We start from the raw sequence: 15336 nt of genomic DNA on the forward strand, positions 1-15336 counted from the left end.
CGTTTATTGATCATAACAGATTTTCTTCTACACGATACCTATAAGTAGCTCTTTCTTATAAAAGCTTATCGCCAAACAATGAACTCATTAACGCAACCGCTACTTCTGCAGTTTTGTTATGCTGATCTAAAATAGGGTTCACTTCTACAAATTCAGCAGATGTCACCATATCTGCTTCCGCTAGCATTTCCATTGCTAAATGACTTTCTCGGTAGCTGATGCCGCCTTTTACAGGTGTACCTACGCCTGGTGCATCATCCGGATCTAAGCCGTCTAAGTCCAGCGACAGGTGCACGCCGTCTGTACCGCTTAAATAATCAATCGTTTCTTTCATCACTTGCGTCATACCTAAACGATCAATTTCATGCATGGTATACACTTTAATTCCTTTTTCTTTAATTAACTCTTTTTCACCATCATCCAATGAGCGTGCACCGATAATAACCAGATTTTCAGGTTTAATTTTTGGGGTATACCCTCCAATATTTAAAAGTACAGGATGTCCAATACCCAAGCTCACCGCTAACGGCATGCCGTGAATGTTGCCTGATGGGGATGTTTCAGCTGTGTTTAAATCACCGTGAGCATCATACCAAATAACGCCTAAATTTTCTGAACCTTTTGCGACTCCTGCAAGCGTTCCAATTGCAATGCTGTGGTCTCCGCCTAATATTAACGGAAAGCGGTCTTGCTCTCTCACCTCTTCAACTCTTGCAGCAAGCTGTTCATTTCCGCTGGCTACAGCCGCTAAGTTTTTCAAATTCGTATTTTTATCTACGTCTGCCCGCTCTTTAATTTCTACTTTAATATCGCCTTCATCGTGTACGGTATAGCCAAGAGCTTCTAAGCGTGTATTCATGCCTGCATAGCGGATCGCGCTCGGCCCCATGTCTACACCCCTTCTTGTTTGTCCGTAATCCATTGGTACACCGATAATTGAAATGTCTTTTTTCATTTTCTATACCTCCGTTGCATTTTATTCTGTGTGAAGTAAACATAGGTGTTTATGTAACTATGTATTTTTTTCATTGATACAGCCCCTCATCTATTTCTTATGCAAAAATGATGCCAACTTTGTTTGTAGCATTCTATCAGTCTTTTTATTACGGGTTTTCTTACACACGCCAAAAAAACTGTCAGTTTCTACAACTTTTTGGCAAAACACGCAAATTTTTTTGTCGTTCGGTTTAAAATCGCCAATTTTATTTGCTTTCATAAAAAAAGATTGCGACATAACAAAATCCATTCAATTTAAAGATGAACAAATGGAATAAAGGAGCGAGTATGGATCGCTCGTTACACCGCTGTTGATTTCCGTGCAACAGCTAGAAGTAACTACACACTGAAAACCTACGTTTGCCATACCAATAAAAAAATCCGAACGAGTTGGATTCTTCATCAAGAATCTCAATTCATCGTTCGGATTTTTCTTCACCTAAAATACTTTTGTCCCAGTTTCTTTTTTAATTTGTAATAACGTCTCCGTCTTCATCATCGCCGGCATCGTCTTCACCAGGATCTTTTTCTAATGAGACCACTTTCTTTTCGTCATCCCATTTCACTTTGTAGCCAAGTGATTTGGCTACTTTGATAACTGATAAATAAGAGTGATGATTTGGTGTATACAGCTTTAAGTCACTCGAATCAATGACGCCTAAGCCTAACAGCAGGCGATCAGACTGAACGTAAGGCTTTCCATCAATCAGCTTCACTTGCTTATCAGTAAATGGATAAACGGCACGGTTGACTTCAACTGTAAATTCTCCTTTTTTCTCTTCTTTAATTGGTTTTGGCTGTTTGGATACATATTTAATTGCGTCTACTCCTAATACCGTGCCCTGGCGCGTATTATCAGCGCCTCCGTACATTTTCCCCGTTTCATAGTCATAGATAACCGCTTGAACGTTTCCAATATGCTCAGGCTTTTCTTCAAACGCATGTCCTTTAGCCATCATTTCAAGAATTGTATCTTGGCTAAAGCCAGGTTCCCATCTTACGGTTGGATAGCCGCCTGAATAAATACGAGGTGTTAAAATCGCTTTTTGAATCGGCATCTTATGGTCAATAACATTCATAATCGTTTCTGCTACAGACGCAATAATGGTTGGGCCTCCCGGTGAACCAATTGCCATGAACGGCTTTCCGTCTTTTAACAGCATCGTTGGAGACATGCTGCTTCGAGGACGTTTTTTAGGCTCAACCTGGTTCACGCCTCCCGGAGTGGCATCAAAATCTGTCATTTCATTGTTGAGCATAAATCCGTAGTCAGGAACCATAATTCCTGAACCAAAAACTTGTTCAATGGTAGTCGTGTAAGAAACCATGTTTCCCCATTTGTCTACAACAGAGAAATGAGTCGTTTGGCCGATTGGATTTTCTTCCTTTACTGTTGCTTTATTTGGATTTTCTTTTCCTTCATATTTCCAAGGGTCTCCTTCTTTGACATTAGGCGTTGCTTTGTTTGGATTAATTAATTTACGACGTTCTTTAATATAATCTTCATCTAACAGTCCTTTTTTCGGCACTTCGTAAAAGTCTTCATCTGCCATATACGCCGCGCGGTCCGCGAAAGCTAAGTGCATCGCTTCCGTTAAATGCTGCAAATACTGAGGCGTATTGGAACCCATTTTTTCTACATCATAACCTTCCATTAGCTTTAAAATCTGCTGCACGGTTAATCCGCCGGAGCTAGGAGGAGCCGCACTAACCACATCGTAGCCTCGGTAAGTTGTTTTGACCGGCTCACGTTCTTTTACAACGTAATTTTTCAAATCATCCATGGTCATGTTTCCATCGCGTTTTTGAACTTCTTTAACAAGCGCTTTTCCAATTTCTCCTTTATAAAGAGCATCTGATCCTTCTTTTTGAATAAGCTTTAATGTTTTAGCAAGATCCGGCTGAACAAGCTTATCTCCTTCTTTCAACGGCTTGCCATTCGGCACAAATACATTACCGGCCGTTTGGTATCTTTCAAGCTTGTCTACATTTTCATCAATGTACTGAGCCATCGACCAATTTACTTTGATTCCTTGTTCTGCTTGAGTAATAGCTGGTTTAATAACATCTGATAAGTCCATTGTTCCATAATCTTTAAGGGCTGTTTCTACTCCTTTTAGCGTACCAGGAACTCCAACTGCCTTTCCTGTTATGTGACGCTTACTGAAAGGGATGACTTTTCCTTTTGAATCTAAAAACAGCTTAGGCGTAACATCAGTTGGTGCCATTTCACGGCTGTCTAGCATCGTAATTTTATCTTTCTTTTTTTCATAAATCATCATAAAGCCGCCGCCGCCGATACCTGACATCATCGGTTCCACAACGTTTAGAGATAATTGAATGGCAGCTGCCGCGTCCACAGCGTTTCCGCCTTCAGCTAAAACTTTCCTTCCCGCTTCAGCAGCCAGCGGGTGAGATGCCGCTACAATTCCTTGTGTAGCACCTCGTTTCATTGAATGGTCGACACCCGGAACTTCAGCAGCAGCTGGTGTGACAACTAAACTTAAACTACATAATGCAATAACCAACATCTTCATAACCTTCATCTGGGTCTCCTCCTTCAAATACATTATTTCACATCGCCTGAAACGATGGATTTCACAAAGAATAAATTGGTTTATTATAATATTTTTTACATATGTGTATAAATAAAAAGCAAAGTAAATCAGACCTTTGCTTTTTTAATTAGTCGCATGTTTAACTTTTTTCTCTATCCATTTACAATTATCTATATTTTCTAACAATTTATCCATAGGCTGATAGTTTCTTACTATTTTTGGAATTATGTAGACTGAACGCTCTAATAATGTAGAAAATCTAGCAGTTAAGAAGTCGTTGGACTTACATGCACTTCTTAAAATTTTTACAAATATTCTTATTGTTATATAAAAAGCAATTCTTTATGAAAATCAGCATATGTTTCCTTAAAACCAAAAATAAAACAGGACTTTTGATTCACCGTCCTGTTTGCAGCATGTTTTCGACTTTTTTAATATCTCCGTGAGTAGGATTGATTTCCCGGGCATAGGCGATTTGTTCTTTTGCTTTTTCCATTTCTTTTAATTGAATATAGGTTTTGGCGAGTTCGAGCGGCAGCATAATCCCTTCAAAACCAAGATCTCGCGCCCGCTGCAAATAAGATAGCGATTTTTCGTAATCCCCTCCAAACATAAGCGGAGTTTCCCGGTATTTTATTCCTCGAACGAAGTGCGCCAAGCTTGAAGATGGATTTAATGTTAGTGCCTGATGAAGAGCTCGGTCCATTTCTAAATTTAATACCATTTTTTCAAAAATAATTGATTCTTCGATTTGCTTTGCTAAACAAACCGCTAAGTAACAGTACAAATCAGATGCTTGAGGTTTTTTCTTCATTTCTTGTTGAATTTCACGTTTGATCTCTTTCCACTTACCCTCTTCTAGCTGATTCATGACGTATTCTACATGTATTCCCACCACTTTGCCCTCCTTTTCCTCTTTATCATAAAGGATTTCTGCACAAATGAAAAAAGTAAGTGTTCTTCAGTCTTCTCAAAAGATCGTTACCGTTAAAAAATAGGCAAATTTCTCAATCACTTAACCCAATTAGTACATAGGATATAGAGACTCTTACTAAAGGGGGTTACACATATGGGCGCAAAAGGCGGTTTTGGTTTTTCATTTATCGTTGTTTTATTTATTCTATTAGTAATCGTAGGATGTTCTTGCTACTACTAATTTTTTAGAGGGGATGAACATCATTCATCCTCTTATTTCAAAAAAAACCATGCTTTCGCATGGCTACATACCGATTAGATGAATGAGTAGAGGAACTCATTGTTCGGCAATATTGAAGAAATTTTTGTTTTTTACTTCCGCCTAGTATGCCCTTTTTGACGGGAGCTATGCGCAAATAAAGTTAACGTTTAAAAGCGAAAGCCAGATGCACCTACAATAACAAGTAAAACAAATAACACAACGATTAACGCAAAATTTTGTTTTCCCACGTACCATCCCTCACTTCCTGTTATCTGCTTTTAGTGTATGCAACAGCTTGGCAAAATGTTTAGGACAGGGGTGCGGATTTTTTTAACGAGAAAAACCTTCAAATTTCGTCAAAAAAGTGAATCATATTTTTGTTTCTTTCGTTATATATAGTAAGAGATTTTTTTACTATAAAAAAGGGGGATCTTTAATGCGCCGACATTCCAAATTGCCCAGTGTTCTTGTCTTTGCCTTCTTTTTATTCATCGCAACTGTTTTGTGCGTAACTTCTTATATGTCTTGAACGTATAAATAATATAAAAAATCGCCTCATCGAAGGCGATTTTTCTACCCTAGCATTATATCTTCATTTGGATAACGAACGGCTTCGCGCTTTTGCTTAGATAATGAAAACGCAAGCGTTAATGGCCCCACTTTTCCTAAAAACATGATAAAGATAATAATTACGCGTCCAAAGTACGAAAGCTCAGGAGTTGCTCCCATTGATAAACCTACTGTTCCAAACGCAGAAACAACTTCAAACATAATTTTTACAAACGGCAGGTTTTCCGAAATATTTAACAGGAAAATGGCCCCAAATACAAACATAATTGAAATCATCGTGATGGCTAGTGCCTTAAACACGTGAAGAGGAAGAAGTCGTCTCTTTAATAGCACAATATCTTCCCGGCTTCGTAAAAATGCCCATACAGAAAAAATAATCACCACAAACGTCGTGAGTTTGATACCGCCTCCTGTTGACGCACTTCCTGCACCAATAAACATTAATAAGACCATTAAAAAGACCGTTGCGTCATGCAGGTGAGCTAAATCGATTGTATTAAATCCAGCGGTTCTTGTCGTTACCGCTTGAAAATAAGAAGCCCATACTTTGTCTCCTAATGATAAACTTCCGAGCGTATGCGAATTGCTGTACTCTAAGAAAAAAATAAAAAGCATGGCAATCACATTAATGGCAAACGTGCTGACAATCATAATTTTTGAATGGAGCGTTAGTTTTTTATACGATTTTTTCACCCACATATCAGCAAGAACGGTAAACCCTAACCCGCCAATGATGAACAAAAAAGAAATCGTTATGTTAATAATAGGATCTCCAACATACTGCACTAAGTTATCCGACAGTAGTCCAAACCCTGCGTTATTAAAAGCTGAAATTGAATGAAACAAGCTAAAGAACAGCCCCTTAGACCATCCGAATTCCGGAACCCAGCGTATTGCTAAAAAGATAAGTGCAACAAATTCAATTAAAAATGAAAAGATAAACAGCCTTTTAACTAGCAGGACAACTCCGCCGACGCTCGTTTGATTTAATGCCTGCTGAACGAGCACGCGCTCTTTAAAGCCAATTTTTTTACCTAGCATTATAAAAATCAACACGGCAAATGACATAATGCCAAGACCGCCTATTTGAATTAGCAGCATAATAATCGTTTGACCGATGACGGTAAAACGCGTACCTGTATCTACGACGGCTAAGCCGGTCACTGTCATAGCGGAAGTAGATGTAAAAAGGGCGTCTACCCATCGGATTGGCTCGGTAGTAGAAAAAGGCATCATCAATAGAAGAGCACCAATAATAATTCCTCCGCCAAAAATGGAGACAAGCAGCTGCGGAGGAGTGAGTTTAATGATTTGTTTTTTCATGAGTTAAACTCCTTCTTCTTCAAAACGGTTCAAATCGCGGTTATGTCCGATAACAATCAGCATATCTCCTTGTTCAATTATTTCATGCGCGGTAGGCGAAATCACCATTTCCCCGTCTTTTCGCTGAAAGCCGATAATATTGCAGCCGTACTTGGCACGAATGTTTAAATCAAACAGCGTTTTATTATGAAGTTTCTTAGAAGCGACAATTTCGACAATACTATAATCCTTTGACAGTTCAATGTAATCAATGATTTTTTCTGACACCACGTGATGAGCAATACGCTTAGCAATATCGCGCTCAGGATGAATGACTTTGTCCGCTCCTATTTTCTCCAGTACCTTTTGATGATACATATTCACCGCTTTTACCCATACTTGCTTAACGCCCATATCTTTTAAAAGCATCGTTGCGAGCACGCTTGCTTCGATATCATCCCCAAACGAAATAAGCGCATGATCAACATTGCGGATACCTAGCCCCTTTAAGCTAGCTTCATCAATCGCGTTTGCTTGCACAACATATGTAGCTGAGTTGCTAAATTTATTTACTACCTCCTGATTGCGGTCAATAGCGAGCACATCCACATCCAGATTTGCAAACTCTTCAACCAAACTGCCTCCAAAACGACCTAATCCCAATACAGCAAACTGTTTTTTCATAATGTATTTATTCCTTTCTTCAACTGCTGTGTGTTCTCTTAGCTTATACTTTTTCTAAAAAATTACATCTTTTTCTTAAAAAAAGCGCAAAAAAACACAGGAAGGCTCCTGTGTTTTTTCACACTCTTCCCCCTCAAAACGCTTGCGAAGTTAGCTGTCGGGTTCGGGTTTTAAGAGTAACCCTACCTTTTTAAGGATTCACCCCGGAGCACAATATGTGCGTAAATAATGGGTCCTCCGCTCCGTAATGGATTAAGCGATTTTTATTCAAATGTCTTTGATCTATTTTTTAGAATAATCGATTCGATTCATGATACGTTTCACTTCACGAAAGCTATCTTACTCCTGTGAATTTTGTCTGTCAAGATATTTTTAGCGAAGGCCTCACTTGCGCTGCAAGCTGCAAAAATCATATAAATCTAAACTGACAATCATTTTGTGAAATTGATCAAATAAATTAATAACAGCCAAAAGCTCTAACAGCTGCGTATCACTGTAAAATTTTTTTAATTGATCCATGTCAGCATCGGTCAACTCCCTTGGACGCACTCGGTACACATCAATAAATCGAAACAGCAGTCGATCTTTTTCTTCCAGCTCTTTTTCTCTTAACACTTTTTGATTAAGCGTCTCATCGCCTACATATGACATGCTCATACACGTCTCACAGCCGTTAACACCTGCTAGATAAAGCCTCATTTTTTCCTTGGTCTCTCTCTCTACTATATCGCTGTTCCAAAGCGTGTCGTAAAGCTCATCATACAATCTTTTTACATGCGGAATTAAATTCAATGCTTTTTCAAAATTTGTTCCCTCTTCGTTTGCTAACAAAACTCTTGCCATTTTTTACTCACTCCTTTTTAATTATTATAGTAAGAAAAATGGGAATTTCAGATTACATATAAAACATCTTATCTATTATTACTAATCAAATGAAACGTTAATAAGAAAGAAGGTTTTCAATTGAAAATTGATGAAATTGATTTATCGATTTTGCAGGCGCTGCAGCAAAACAGCCGCCTTTCTTTACGAGAGCTAGGAAAACAAATTAATTTGTCTCCTCCTTCGGTGGCAGAGCGAGTACGCCAGCTAGAGAGCTTTGGCATTATAAAAGGATATACAATCGATATTGATTATGAAAAGCTACATTTGCCCGTGTCGTGTTTTATTGAAGTAACGATGAAAAACGGCGAGCACGAGCGTTTTAAACGATTTATTTCTCAGTATCCCTACGCTTTATTCTGTGAACGCATCGCCGGGCAAGCCTGCTTTATTACAAAGCTTCAGCTTCCTCACCTGAACGTACTCGAACAATTTATTAACGAAATTACACCTTATGCCAAAACGATTTCACATATCGCTCTTTCTCACGTGGAGATGGCTCCTGCATTATTGAGTCATTTAAAAGATGAAAAGTGATTGAAACGTAACGAAAGCAATCCAATCTAAAAGCAAACAATGGAATCAATAAGCTCGTATGAATCACTTTTGACACTGCTGTTGATTTTCGTTTCAGGCTTCGCTTTCCGCACAGGAGTCTTCGCCTTGCCCTCTAATCAACAGCCAGAAACAAATAAATAGATTAAACCTACGTTTACCCTGTCAATAAGAAAAAACCGAACGCGTTTGATTCTCCATCAAGAATCAAACGCGTTCGAATCTCCCTTTAACGAAACTACTTTTGTCCCAGCCTCTTTTATTCGTCCAACAGCATAAAAAATAACCCTCCAAAGCTGGAGGGTATAAATTTTCCGAATAATGAAAGTTTTACAACTTCATTTTATCAGGTGCCGACATTTCTGTCTACTTAAAAATGTAAAAGAGCTCTCTATTAATAGAAAGCTCTTTTACCTGCTTGTTTTTTGAAAACAATCAATCTATATAAAAGGGAACTACCTAAGGTTGAAAGTCACGTGAAACCTTGGCAGTTCATCCTGGATATACCGGTTGATATGATTCAAAACAAGTTCTTTCATCATTTCTTCTTTGACTTCTGATTCCGTTTTTTTATCTTTTTGTTTTAAAATAAGAATATAATAGACTTTACCCATTTTAATGGGCTCACTACTCTCTCCGATGTGCTGTTTTTTTAAAACATCTATAAAAGAGGAAGATAGACTTGAAAGCTTTAGGTTATCAGCATTCTCTATTTTGCTGATTGTCTGGACATCAGCAAATTTTTTTTGAACACTTTGAAGAGATGTTCCCTTTTGCAGTTCAGCCGCAGCGGCAGAGGCATCATGTAAAGTGGAAAAAGCCAGCTGCGTAAAAGATACGCGCGTTAGATCGTTTTCAATATGTTTATAGTAAGCAGTTAGTTCATCAGACGTAATTTGTTTACGGAAATATTCTTCTAATTTAAACTGATTTGTTAGCTGGTTGGTTACATCACTAGAACGAATATTTAACACTTCATAACCTTGTTTTCTTGTATCCTCGTCATATGAGCGTTTAATTTGCTTCCACATATCCTCGACTTGTTTTTGTACTTTATCGCTTGTCTTCAGATGCGAAATTAAAATTTTTTGCATAACAAGCTGCCGCAATAACTCTTTGCGGTAGCTTGTATCATTTAGCGGAGCATCTGGGTTTAAGAACCCTTCAACGGCTAAAAAACGGTTGAATTCAGCTCCTGTCACCTTGCCTCCCTCATACGCTGCCAGTTCTTTGGTAGAAGATAGCTGACTAATTTCTACAGAAGGAAACATCGTGTTTGAATGCTGCTCTCCGCAGCCGGTTAAAAATACGAACGCTGTTAATACTGCTAGCAGCAGCTTTAACGGTGTTGAACTCATCCATTGTTATCCTGCTGTTCTGAAAGCTTCAGAGAAATGGTTTGTTTTTTTCCATTTCGATACACGTCTAATTTTACCGTGTCTCCTACTTTGCGTTTTGTGTATAGATATTGACGTAAATCACTGGATGTTTTGACTTCGTTTCCATCAATGGCAACAATCACGTCTTTTGATTGTAAACCTGCATCAGAAGCAGAAGAGAATGGTTCAACCGTCGTTACGACAACTCCTTCAGACGTATCGCTTGTTAGGCCTAGCTGGTTTTGTTTTGTTGCAGCTGAAAGCTGACCTACATCTTGAAGACCTACCCCCATATATGGACGCGTTATTTTTCCGTTTTTCATCAGCTGTTCAATCGTCGGCTGCACTTCATCACTTGGAAGAGCAAAGCCGATGCCTTCTACATTGTCTTCTGAAATTTTCATACTGTTGATGCCCACTACTTCACCGGAAGAATTGATCAAGGCACCGCCGCTGTTTCCTGGATTAATCGCCGCATCCGTTTGAATTGCATCTACGTTCCAATTTTCTGAAATAGGGACAGAGCGTTTTGCTGCGCTCACGATACCTTGTGTGACCGTACGAGAAAATTGTTCACCAAGAGGATTTCCGATTGCAAGCACCGTTTCACCCGCTACTAAATCCGATGATTTCCCGAACTTCGCGACTTGCTCTACATTTTTGTCAGACATTTCAAGCACGGCTAAATCCGTTAGCGCGTCAGCTCCGACAATTTTAGCTTTTTCTTTTTGTCCGTTTGAAAGTGACACTTCTACTTCGCTTGCGCCGTCAATAACGTGGTTATTGGTCACAACGTATGCTTTTCCATTTTCTTTTTTGAAAATAACACCGGAACCCGTTCCTGCTTCTTGCGTTTGGGTATCTCCAGAAAATGGATTTGTTTGCTGTTGAATATTGTTCACGCCTACAACAGCAGCTGATACTTTATTTACAACTGAAACAAGATCTGACTGATTGACGGTTGTGCTTACTGTTCGAGGCGTTGTGCTCGTTGTTGTTGCCGTTTGAGTCTGCGTTGTTTGATTCGCTGTTTGCGTATCAGCTGAATCCATTAACCCCAGCTGGGGAGCACCGTATAGCACAATTCCTCCTCCAAGTACTGCTCCGGCGATAGAAGATGCAATCACTGGAAATAAGCGTCTTCTTGGAGGCTGTGATGATGACGCAGGCTGATACTGATCGTAGCGCTGCTGGCGATTTTCGTATTCTTCTTTTCGTTCTTGCTCTCTTTCATAATCACGTGGATCCATGAAAAACACTCCTTTTAACGTAGCAAATTTTATGTTATCTATACTATAAAATAAAAGTTTGGGATAAGTATCAAAACAATGTGTGAAATTGTGAAAAATTTCTTTATAACAGCAAACACGTAGTATAATAGCGGGTACATAGGCCTTTAAAGAAACGCGCATAGATGGCGTAATATGCTTTATTTACCTTAATTTTCATATATTCAGAGGGAGGTGTCAAATTTGAGCTTTACACTATATTTAGTAGAGGATGAACAAAATTTAAACGAAGTTTTAAGCCTTTACCTTCAAAAAGAAGGCTGGGACGTTCGCTCATTTTTTAACGGCACGGACGCCAAAGAAATGATTGCAACTCCTCCGCATCTGTGGATTTTAGATATTATGCTGCCTGACATTGACGGGTATCAGCTCATTCGCGAAATCAAGCAGCAAACACCACAAGTGCCTGTTATTTTTATCTCAGCCCGCGATGCCGATATTGACCGGGTTCTTGGGCTTGAAATGGGCAGCGACGACTATTTATCAAAGCCTTTTTTGCCTCGTGAACTAGTTATTCGAGCAAACAAACTGCTAAACCGCGTATATGGTTCCAATCAAAAGAAAACCGATACCATCACGCTGACTCCTTATGAGATCGATTTACATACCCGTACAGTCAGTGAAAATGGAAAGCCGATTGATTTAACGTCTAAAGAATTTGATTTTCTTGTCACTATCTCAAAAGACCTTGGACAGGCTTTTTCACGGGAGCAGTTGCTGAATCTCATTTGGGGAGAAGATTATTTTGGCACAGACCGAGTGGTGGATGATTTAGTAAGGCGCGTGCGTAAAAAAATGCCGCAAGCACGAATTGAAACGATTTACGGATATGGATACCGGATGATGAAAGCATGAAAAACAAGTCGCTTGCATTTCAAATTTGGCTCGTCATCTCCGGTATTTTACTGCTTATTTCAATTTTGCTCGCTATTTTATTCCCAACGACGCTCAGGCAGTTCTTCACGAATGAAATTTATACCACTATTGAAAATGAACAGCATATTTTAAAAGAATACGGCCTGCCAAGCCGCTCAGGTGAATACTACTTTAGCAATGAAGACAGTGAACCAACACTTGGTAATCGAACCGTGGATCATATTTTATTGCCTGAACATGCGGATATCTCTTATTTTTCATCACGGGTGTTGCCTCAAGACTTTTTGAGAAAAGCACAGGAAGATGCAATCAATCAGCGAAAAATCGTCGCTCGCTATGAAAAAGATCTTGGCAACCGGACGCTTTTTTATGTAATTCGAAAAGTAAGTGTAAACGGACAGCCTGCTTTTTTACTTTCATTTTCGTGGGATACGTATCGCAACGCGCTCACTTCTACTCTGTTTAAACAGCTGCTTCTTGTAATTTCAATTGTATTTCTATTCAGCTGGCTTCCATCTATTTGGCTATCAAGATATTTAAGCAAGCCGCTTGTATCGCTTGAAAAAGATGTGAAAAAAATTGCCGAACAAAATTGGCATGAGCCCGTTACAGTGAACCGTTCAGATGAAATTGGCAAGCTAGGCGCGTCCATCGAGCAAATGCGCAAAAGGCTCGTATCTAAAGATGAAGCACAGCAAACGCTGCTTCAAAATATTTCACATGATTTAAAAACACCGGTTATGGTGATTCAAAGCTACGCTCAGTCGATTCAAGACGGCATTTATCCAAAAGGTGATTTATCGCAAACGGTAAAAGTTATTGAAGATGAATCCAAAAATCTCGAGAAAAAAATCCGCGATTTGCTTTACTTAACCAAGCTTGACTATATGTCCACTCATCAGCTTGCACAAGATGACTTTGATTTTACTGCACTACTTCATGAAGTAGTGGATCGCTTGCGGTGGAGGCGCCCTGAAATACAGTGGGAATTTGACGACGCAAACGCAACGATTAAAGGAGACAAAGAGCTGTGGACAAAAGTTCTTGAAAATGTACTCGACAATCAGCTGCGCTATGCCGAGACGAAGGTTTCACTTTCACTTGCTAAGCACCAAACGAACATTCAATGTACAATCAGCAACGATGGTCCGCCCATTGATCAAAGCGTGCTTCAACACTTGTTTGAACCGTTTAAAAAAGGAGCAAACGGTGAATTCGGTATCGGCTTAAGTATCGTAAAGCGTATTGTTACGATGCACGATGGAGCAATTACGGCTGAAAATACAGACACCGGAGTAACGTTTTCACTTACTATCCCTATATAAACTAAAAAAGCAAGGGAGCCAAATCCCTTGCTTTTTTATGAAAAAATTGATGTATAGGCATAAAGAGCCGGTGAACCGCCTGAGTGGACAAACACCACATTTTCATCCTTATTAAAGTAACCTTTTCGAATTAAATCAATTAGACCAGCCATCGCTTTTCCTGTATACACAGGATCCAATAAAATCCCTTCCGTACTGGCGACAAGTTTGACTGCTTCCACCATCTCTTCTGTCGGAACAGCATACCCCGGACCTACGTATTCATCCATACACACAATCTCTTCTTCTTTAAAAGGCGTTTTACTATGTAAATGATCATAAAGTTCACTCGTCAGCTTAGCAACTTTTGCTTCTTGTTCTTCTTTAGCACGACTAACATTCATTCCAATAACAGATACGTCACTTTGAAGACCTTGAAAGCCTGCCACTAATCCTGCGTGCATGCCTCCGCTGCCGCTTGTGCAAACCACGTGGCTAAGCTTTATTTGCTGCTCATAGCTTTGCATAAGCAGCTCTTGTGCACAGGCAGCGTATCCGGTTGCACCGATAACATTCGAACCTCCTACTGGAATTAAATACGGTTTATGACCTTTTTCAATTAGCTCTTGCTCTACTTTTTTCATTTCCGCTGTCAAATCAGAACCTTCAGCGACAAACCGCATGTCATGAGCGCCTAGTAAATGATAAAGAAAATAGTTCCCTGTCGGCTGATCACTTGCTTTATTTTCCCCTTCTTCTAATACGAGCACGCATTTCATCTGCTCTTTTACGGCAGCAGCGAGCGTCAAACGACAGTGATTGGATTGTATCGCACCGCACGTTACAAACACGTCTGCTCCTTGCGCTTTTGCATCAGCTACTAAATATTCAAGCTTGCGCGTCTTATTTCCTCCCCCTGTCAGTCCAAGCATATCATCTCGTTTCATATAAATTGAAGGTCCATTTAACTGCTGAGATAAAACCGATAGCTTTTCTAAAGGTGTAGGGGAATCCGTATATTTTCTTCTAGAAAATTGAGTTAAGTTCATGCTCTCATCCTCTCTTTCATATTTGTTCTATTTTACCATATAGAAGCTTTTGAAGAGCTTTTTACGAAAGGGCTTTCTATAACTTGTATACATAAGAACAAGTAGTCAACATACATTAAACCATATAAACAGTTTGAAGGAGTGTTTTCAATGAGTGAAAAAGCAGTACTTTGCAGCGTCTCACGAGTAGTCAAATCACAGCACATTTTTCCAAATGACCTAAACAATCACCACACCCTTTTTGGGGGAAAAATTGTCGCTGACATGGACATGACAGCTTCTCTTTCAGCAGCTAAACATTCCCGAAAGACGTGTGTTACGGCTTCCATTGATCACGTTGATTTTATCGAACCCGTCACCGAAGAAGATTTTATTTCATATGAAGCATTCGTTGTTGTTACAGGAAAAAGCTCCATGATTATTTTCGTTAAAGTGATTGCCGAAAATTTGTTAACGGGAATAAAACGTATTGCAGCTACTTCTTTTCTCACCTTTGTTGCATTAGAAAAAGGGAAACCTGCCCCTGTTCCTCAAGTTATTGCTCAAACTGAAGAAGAAAAAAGTCTTCAAAAAGTAGCTCTTGAACGAAAAGAGTCAAAAAAAACGCAGGTTGAGCACAGCAAAGCGATTGCGAGCATTTTATCTAAATCTTTGCGCAGCAGTAATTAAGCTCTTCATCTAAAAAGCAGCTGTCTGCTTTTTAGACGAAGTTTTT

At 39.3% G+C, this 15336-nt stretch carries 15 protein-coding genes and 1 riboswitch; of the genes, 5 read left to right on the top strand and 10 right to left on the bottom strand.

Annotated elements, in window-relative coordinates; genetic code table 11:
* Positions 1 to 55: 55 nt before the first annotated feature.
* The 3 genes from rocF to LJC66_RS19850 form a co-directional block, all read right to left on the bottom strand.
* Entirely contained in the window at positions 56 to 955 is a 900-nt protein-coding gene (rocF, locus tag LJC66_RS19840) for an arginase (protein WP_013058586.1), read from the bottom strand.
* Positions 956 to 1463: 508 nt separating this feature from the next.
* Positions 1464 to 3542, bottom strand: coding sequence for a gamma-glutamyltransferase (gene ggt, locus LJC66_RS19845; RefSeq protein ID WP_230933404.1), 2079 nt, complete (start codon positions 3540 to 3542; stop codon positions 1464 to 1466).
* Between the two features lie 409 nt (positions 3543 to 3951).
* Positions 3952 to 4449, bottom strand: coding sequence for a tetratricopeptide repeat protein (locus tag LJC66_RS19850; protein ID WP_230933405.1), 498 nt, complete (start codon positions 4447 to 4449; stop codon positions 3952 to 3954).
* Between the two features lie 174 nt (positions 4450 to 4623).
* Between LJC66_RS19850 and LJC66_RS19855 the strand changes: the two genes are divergently transcribed.
* Positions 4624 to 4710: a YjcZ family sporulation protein gene (locus tag LJC66_RS19855; protein ID WP_016765201.1), complete on the top strand. Its 87-nt coding sequence runs from the start codon at positions 4624 to 4626 to the stop codon at positions 4708 to 4710.
* A 188-nt stretch (positions 4711 to 4898) separates the two neighbouring features.
* Here the strand turns inward: LJC66_RS19855 and LJC66_RS19860 are convergent, their stop codons facing one another.
* From LJC66_RS19860 to LJC66_RS19875, 4 genes are all read right to left on the bottom strand, one after another.
* Positions 4899 to 4979, bottom strand: coding sequence for a YjcZ family sporulation protein (locus LJC66_RS19860; protein WP_016765202.1), 81 nt, complete (start codon positions 4977 to 4979; stop codon positions 4899 to 4901).
* A gap of 325 nt (positions 4980 to 5304) precedes the next feature.
* The gene (locus LJC66_RS19865) at positions 5305 to 6624 is read right to left on the bottom strand and encodes a TrkH family potassium uptake protein (RefSeq protein WP_230933406.1); all 1320 of its coding nucleotides are present in this window, start codon (positions 6622 to 6624) and stop codon (positions 5305 to 5307) included.
* 3 nt (positions 6625 to 6627) lie between these two features.
* Positions 6628 to 7287 (bottom strand): potassium channel family protein, encoded by a 660-nt coding sequence (locus LJC66_RS19870; RefSeq protein WP_013058591.1) that lies wholly within the window; start codon positions 7285 to 7287, stop codon positions 6628 to 6630.
* Between the two features lie 124 nt (positions 7288 to 7411).
* Positions 7412 to 7556: riboswitch (cyclic di-AMP (ydaO/yuaA leader) on the bottom strand.
* Positions 7557 to 7671: 115 nt separating this feature from the next.
* Positions 7672 to 8130: a carboxymuconolactone decarboxylase family protein gene (locus tag LJC66_RS19875; protein ID WP_195696128.1), complete on the bottom strand. Its 459-nt coding sequence runs from the start codon at positions 8128 to 8130 to the stop codon at positions 7672 to 7674.
* 120 nt (positions 8131 to 8250) lie between these two features.
* Between LJC66_RS19875 and LJC66_RS19880 the strand changes: the two genes are divergently transcribed.
* Entirely contained in the window at positions 8251 to 8706 is a 456-nt protein-coding gene (locus tag LJC66_RS19880) for an Lrp/AsnC family transcriptional regulator (protein WP_195696127.1), read from the top strand.
* 473 nt (positions 8707 to 9179) lie between these two features.
* Here the strand turns inward: LJC66_RS19880 and LJC66_RS19885 are convergent, their stop codons facing one another.
* Together LJC66_RS19885 and LJC66_RS19890 are read right to left on the bottom strand one after the other, a co-directional pair.
* A complete protein-coding gene (locus LJC66_RS19885; RefSeq protein ID WP_230933407.1) occupies positions 9180 to 10082 on the bottom strand; it encodes a peptidylprolyl isomerase in 903 nt (300 codons plus the stop codon).
* Entirely contained in the window at positions 10079 to 11353 is a 1275-nt protein-coding gene (locus tag LJC66_RS19890; RefSeq protein WP_013084577.1) for a S1C family serine protease, read from the bottom strand. Before LJC66_RS19890 ends, LJC66_RS19885 begins: the two co-directional genes overlap by 4 nt.
* 222 nt (positions 11354 to 11575) lie before the next feature.
* Here LJC66_RS19890 and LJC66_RS19895 point away from each other — a divergent pair, with 222 nt between their 5' ends.
* Positions 11576 to 12247, top strand: a complete 672-nt coding sequence (locus LJC66_RS19895; protein ID WP_050689894.1) for a response regulator transcription factor — start codon at positions 11576 to 11578, stop codon at positions 12245 to 12247.
* Positions 12244 to 13593 (top strand): sensor histidine kinase, encoded by a 1350-nt coding sequence (locus tag LJC66_RS19900; RefSeq protein ID WP_050689893.1) that lies wholly within the window; start codon positions 12244 to 12246, stop codon positions 13591 to 13593. Before LJC66_RS19895 ends, LJC66_RS19900 begins: the two co-directional genes overlap by 4 nt.
* A gap of 35 nt (positions 13594 to 13628) precedes the next feature.
* On the opposite strand, the gene cuyA is transcribed toward LJC66_RS19900, so the two are convergent.
* Positions 13629 to 14621: a D-cysteate sulfo-lyase gene (gene cuyA, locus LJC66_RS19905; protein ID WP_195696125.1), complete on the bottom strand. Its 993-nt coding sequence runs from the start codon at positions 14619 to 14621 to the stop codon at positions 13629 to 13631.
* Positions 14622 to 14771: 150 nt separating this feature from the next.
* Between cuyA and LJC66_RS19910 the strand changes: the two genes are divergently transcribed.
* Positions 14772 to 15290, top strand: a complete 519-nt coding sequence (locus LJC66_RS19910) for an acyl-CoA thioesterase (protein WP_195696124.1) — start codon at positions 14772 to 14774, stop codon at positions 15288 to 15290.
* Positions 15291 to 15336 lie beyond the last annotated feature (46 nt).

It is taken from the genome of Priestia sp. TSO9, assembly GCF_021029645.1.
Classification (GTDB): domain Bacteria; phylum Bacillota; class Bacilli; order Bacillales; family Bacillaceae_H; genus Priestia; species Priestia megaterium_E.

What these genes read in the sequence shown, in the direction of transcription:
- rocF (WP_013058586.1), bottom strand. Translation starts at nt 955, where the DNA reads ATGAAAAAAGACATTTCAATTATCGGTGTACCAATGGATTACGGACAA.
- ggt (WP_230933404.1), bottom strand. Translation starts at nt 3,542, where the DNA reads ATGAAGGTTATGAAGATGTTGGTTATTGCATTATGTAGTTTAAGTTTA.
- LJC66_RS19855 (WP_016765201.1), top strand. Translation starts at nt 4,624, where the DNA reads ATGGGCGCAAAAGGCGGTTTTGGTTTTTCATTTATCGTTGTTTTATTT.
- LJC66_RS19865 (WP_230933406.1), bottom strand. Translation starts at nt 6,624, where the DNA reads ATGAAAAAACAAATCATTAAACTCACTCCTCCGCAGCTGCTTGTCTCC.
- LJC66_RS19870 (WP_013058591.1), bottom strand. Translation starts at nt 7,287, where the DNA reads ATGAAAAAACAGTTTGCTGTATTGGGATTAGGTCGTTTTGGAGGCAGT.
- LJC66_RS19875 (WP_195696128.1), bottom strand. Translation starts at nt 8,130, where the DNA reads ATGGCAAGAGTTTTGTTAGCAAACGAAGAGGGAACAAATTTTGAAAAA.
- LJC66_RS19885 (WP_230933407.1), bottom strand. Translation starts at nt 10,082, where the DNA reads ATGAGTTCAACACCGTTAAAGCTGCTGCTAGCAGTATTAACAGCGTTC.
- LJC66_RS19890 (WP_013084577.1), bottom strand. Translation starts at nt 11,353, where the DNA reads ATGGATCCACGTGATTATGAAAGAGAGCAAGAACGAAAAGAAGAATAC.
- LJC66_RS19900 (WP_050689893.1), top strand. Translation starts at nt 12,244, where the DNA reads ATGAAAAACAAGTCGCTTGCATTTCAAATTTGGCTCGTCATCTCCGGT.
- cuyA (WP_195696125.1), bottom strand. Translation starts at nt 14,621, where the DNA reads ATGAACTTAACTCAATTTTCTAGAAGAAAATATACGGATTCCCCTACA.
- LJC66_RS19910 (WP_195696124.1), top strand. Translation starts at nt 14,772, where the DNA reads ATGAGTGAAAAAGCAGTACTTTGCAGCGTCTCACGAGTAGTCAAATCA.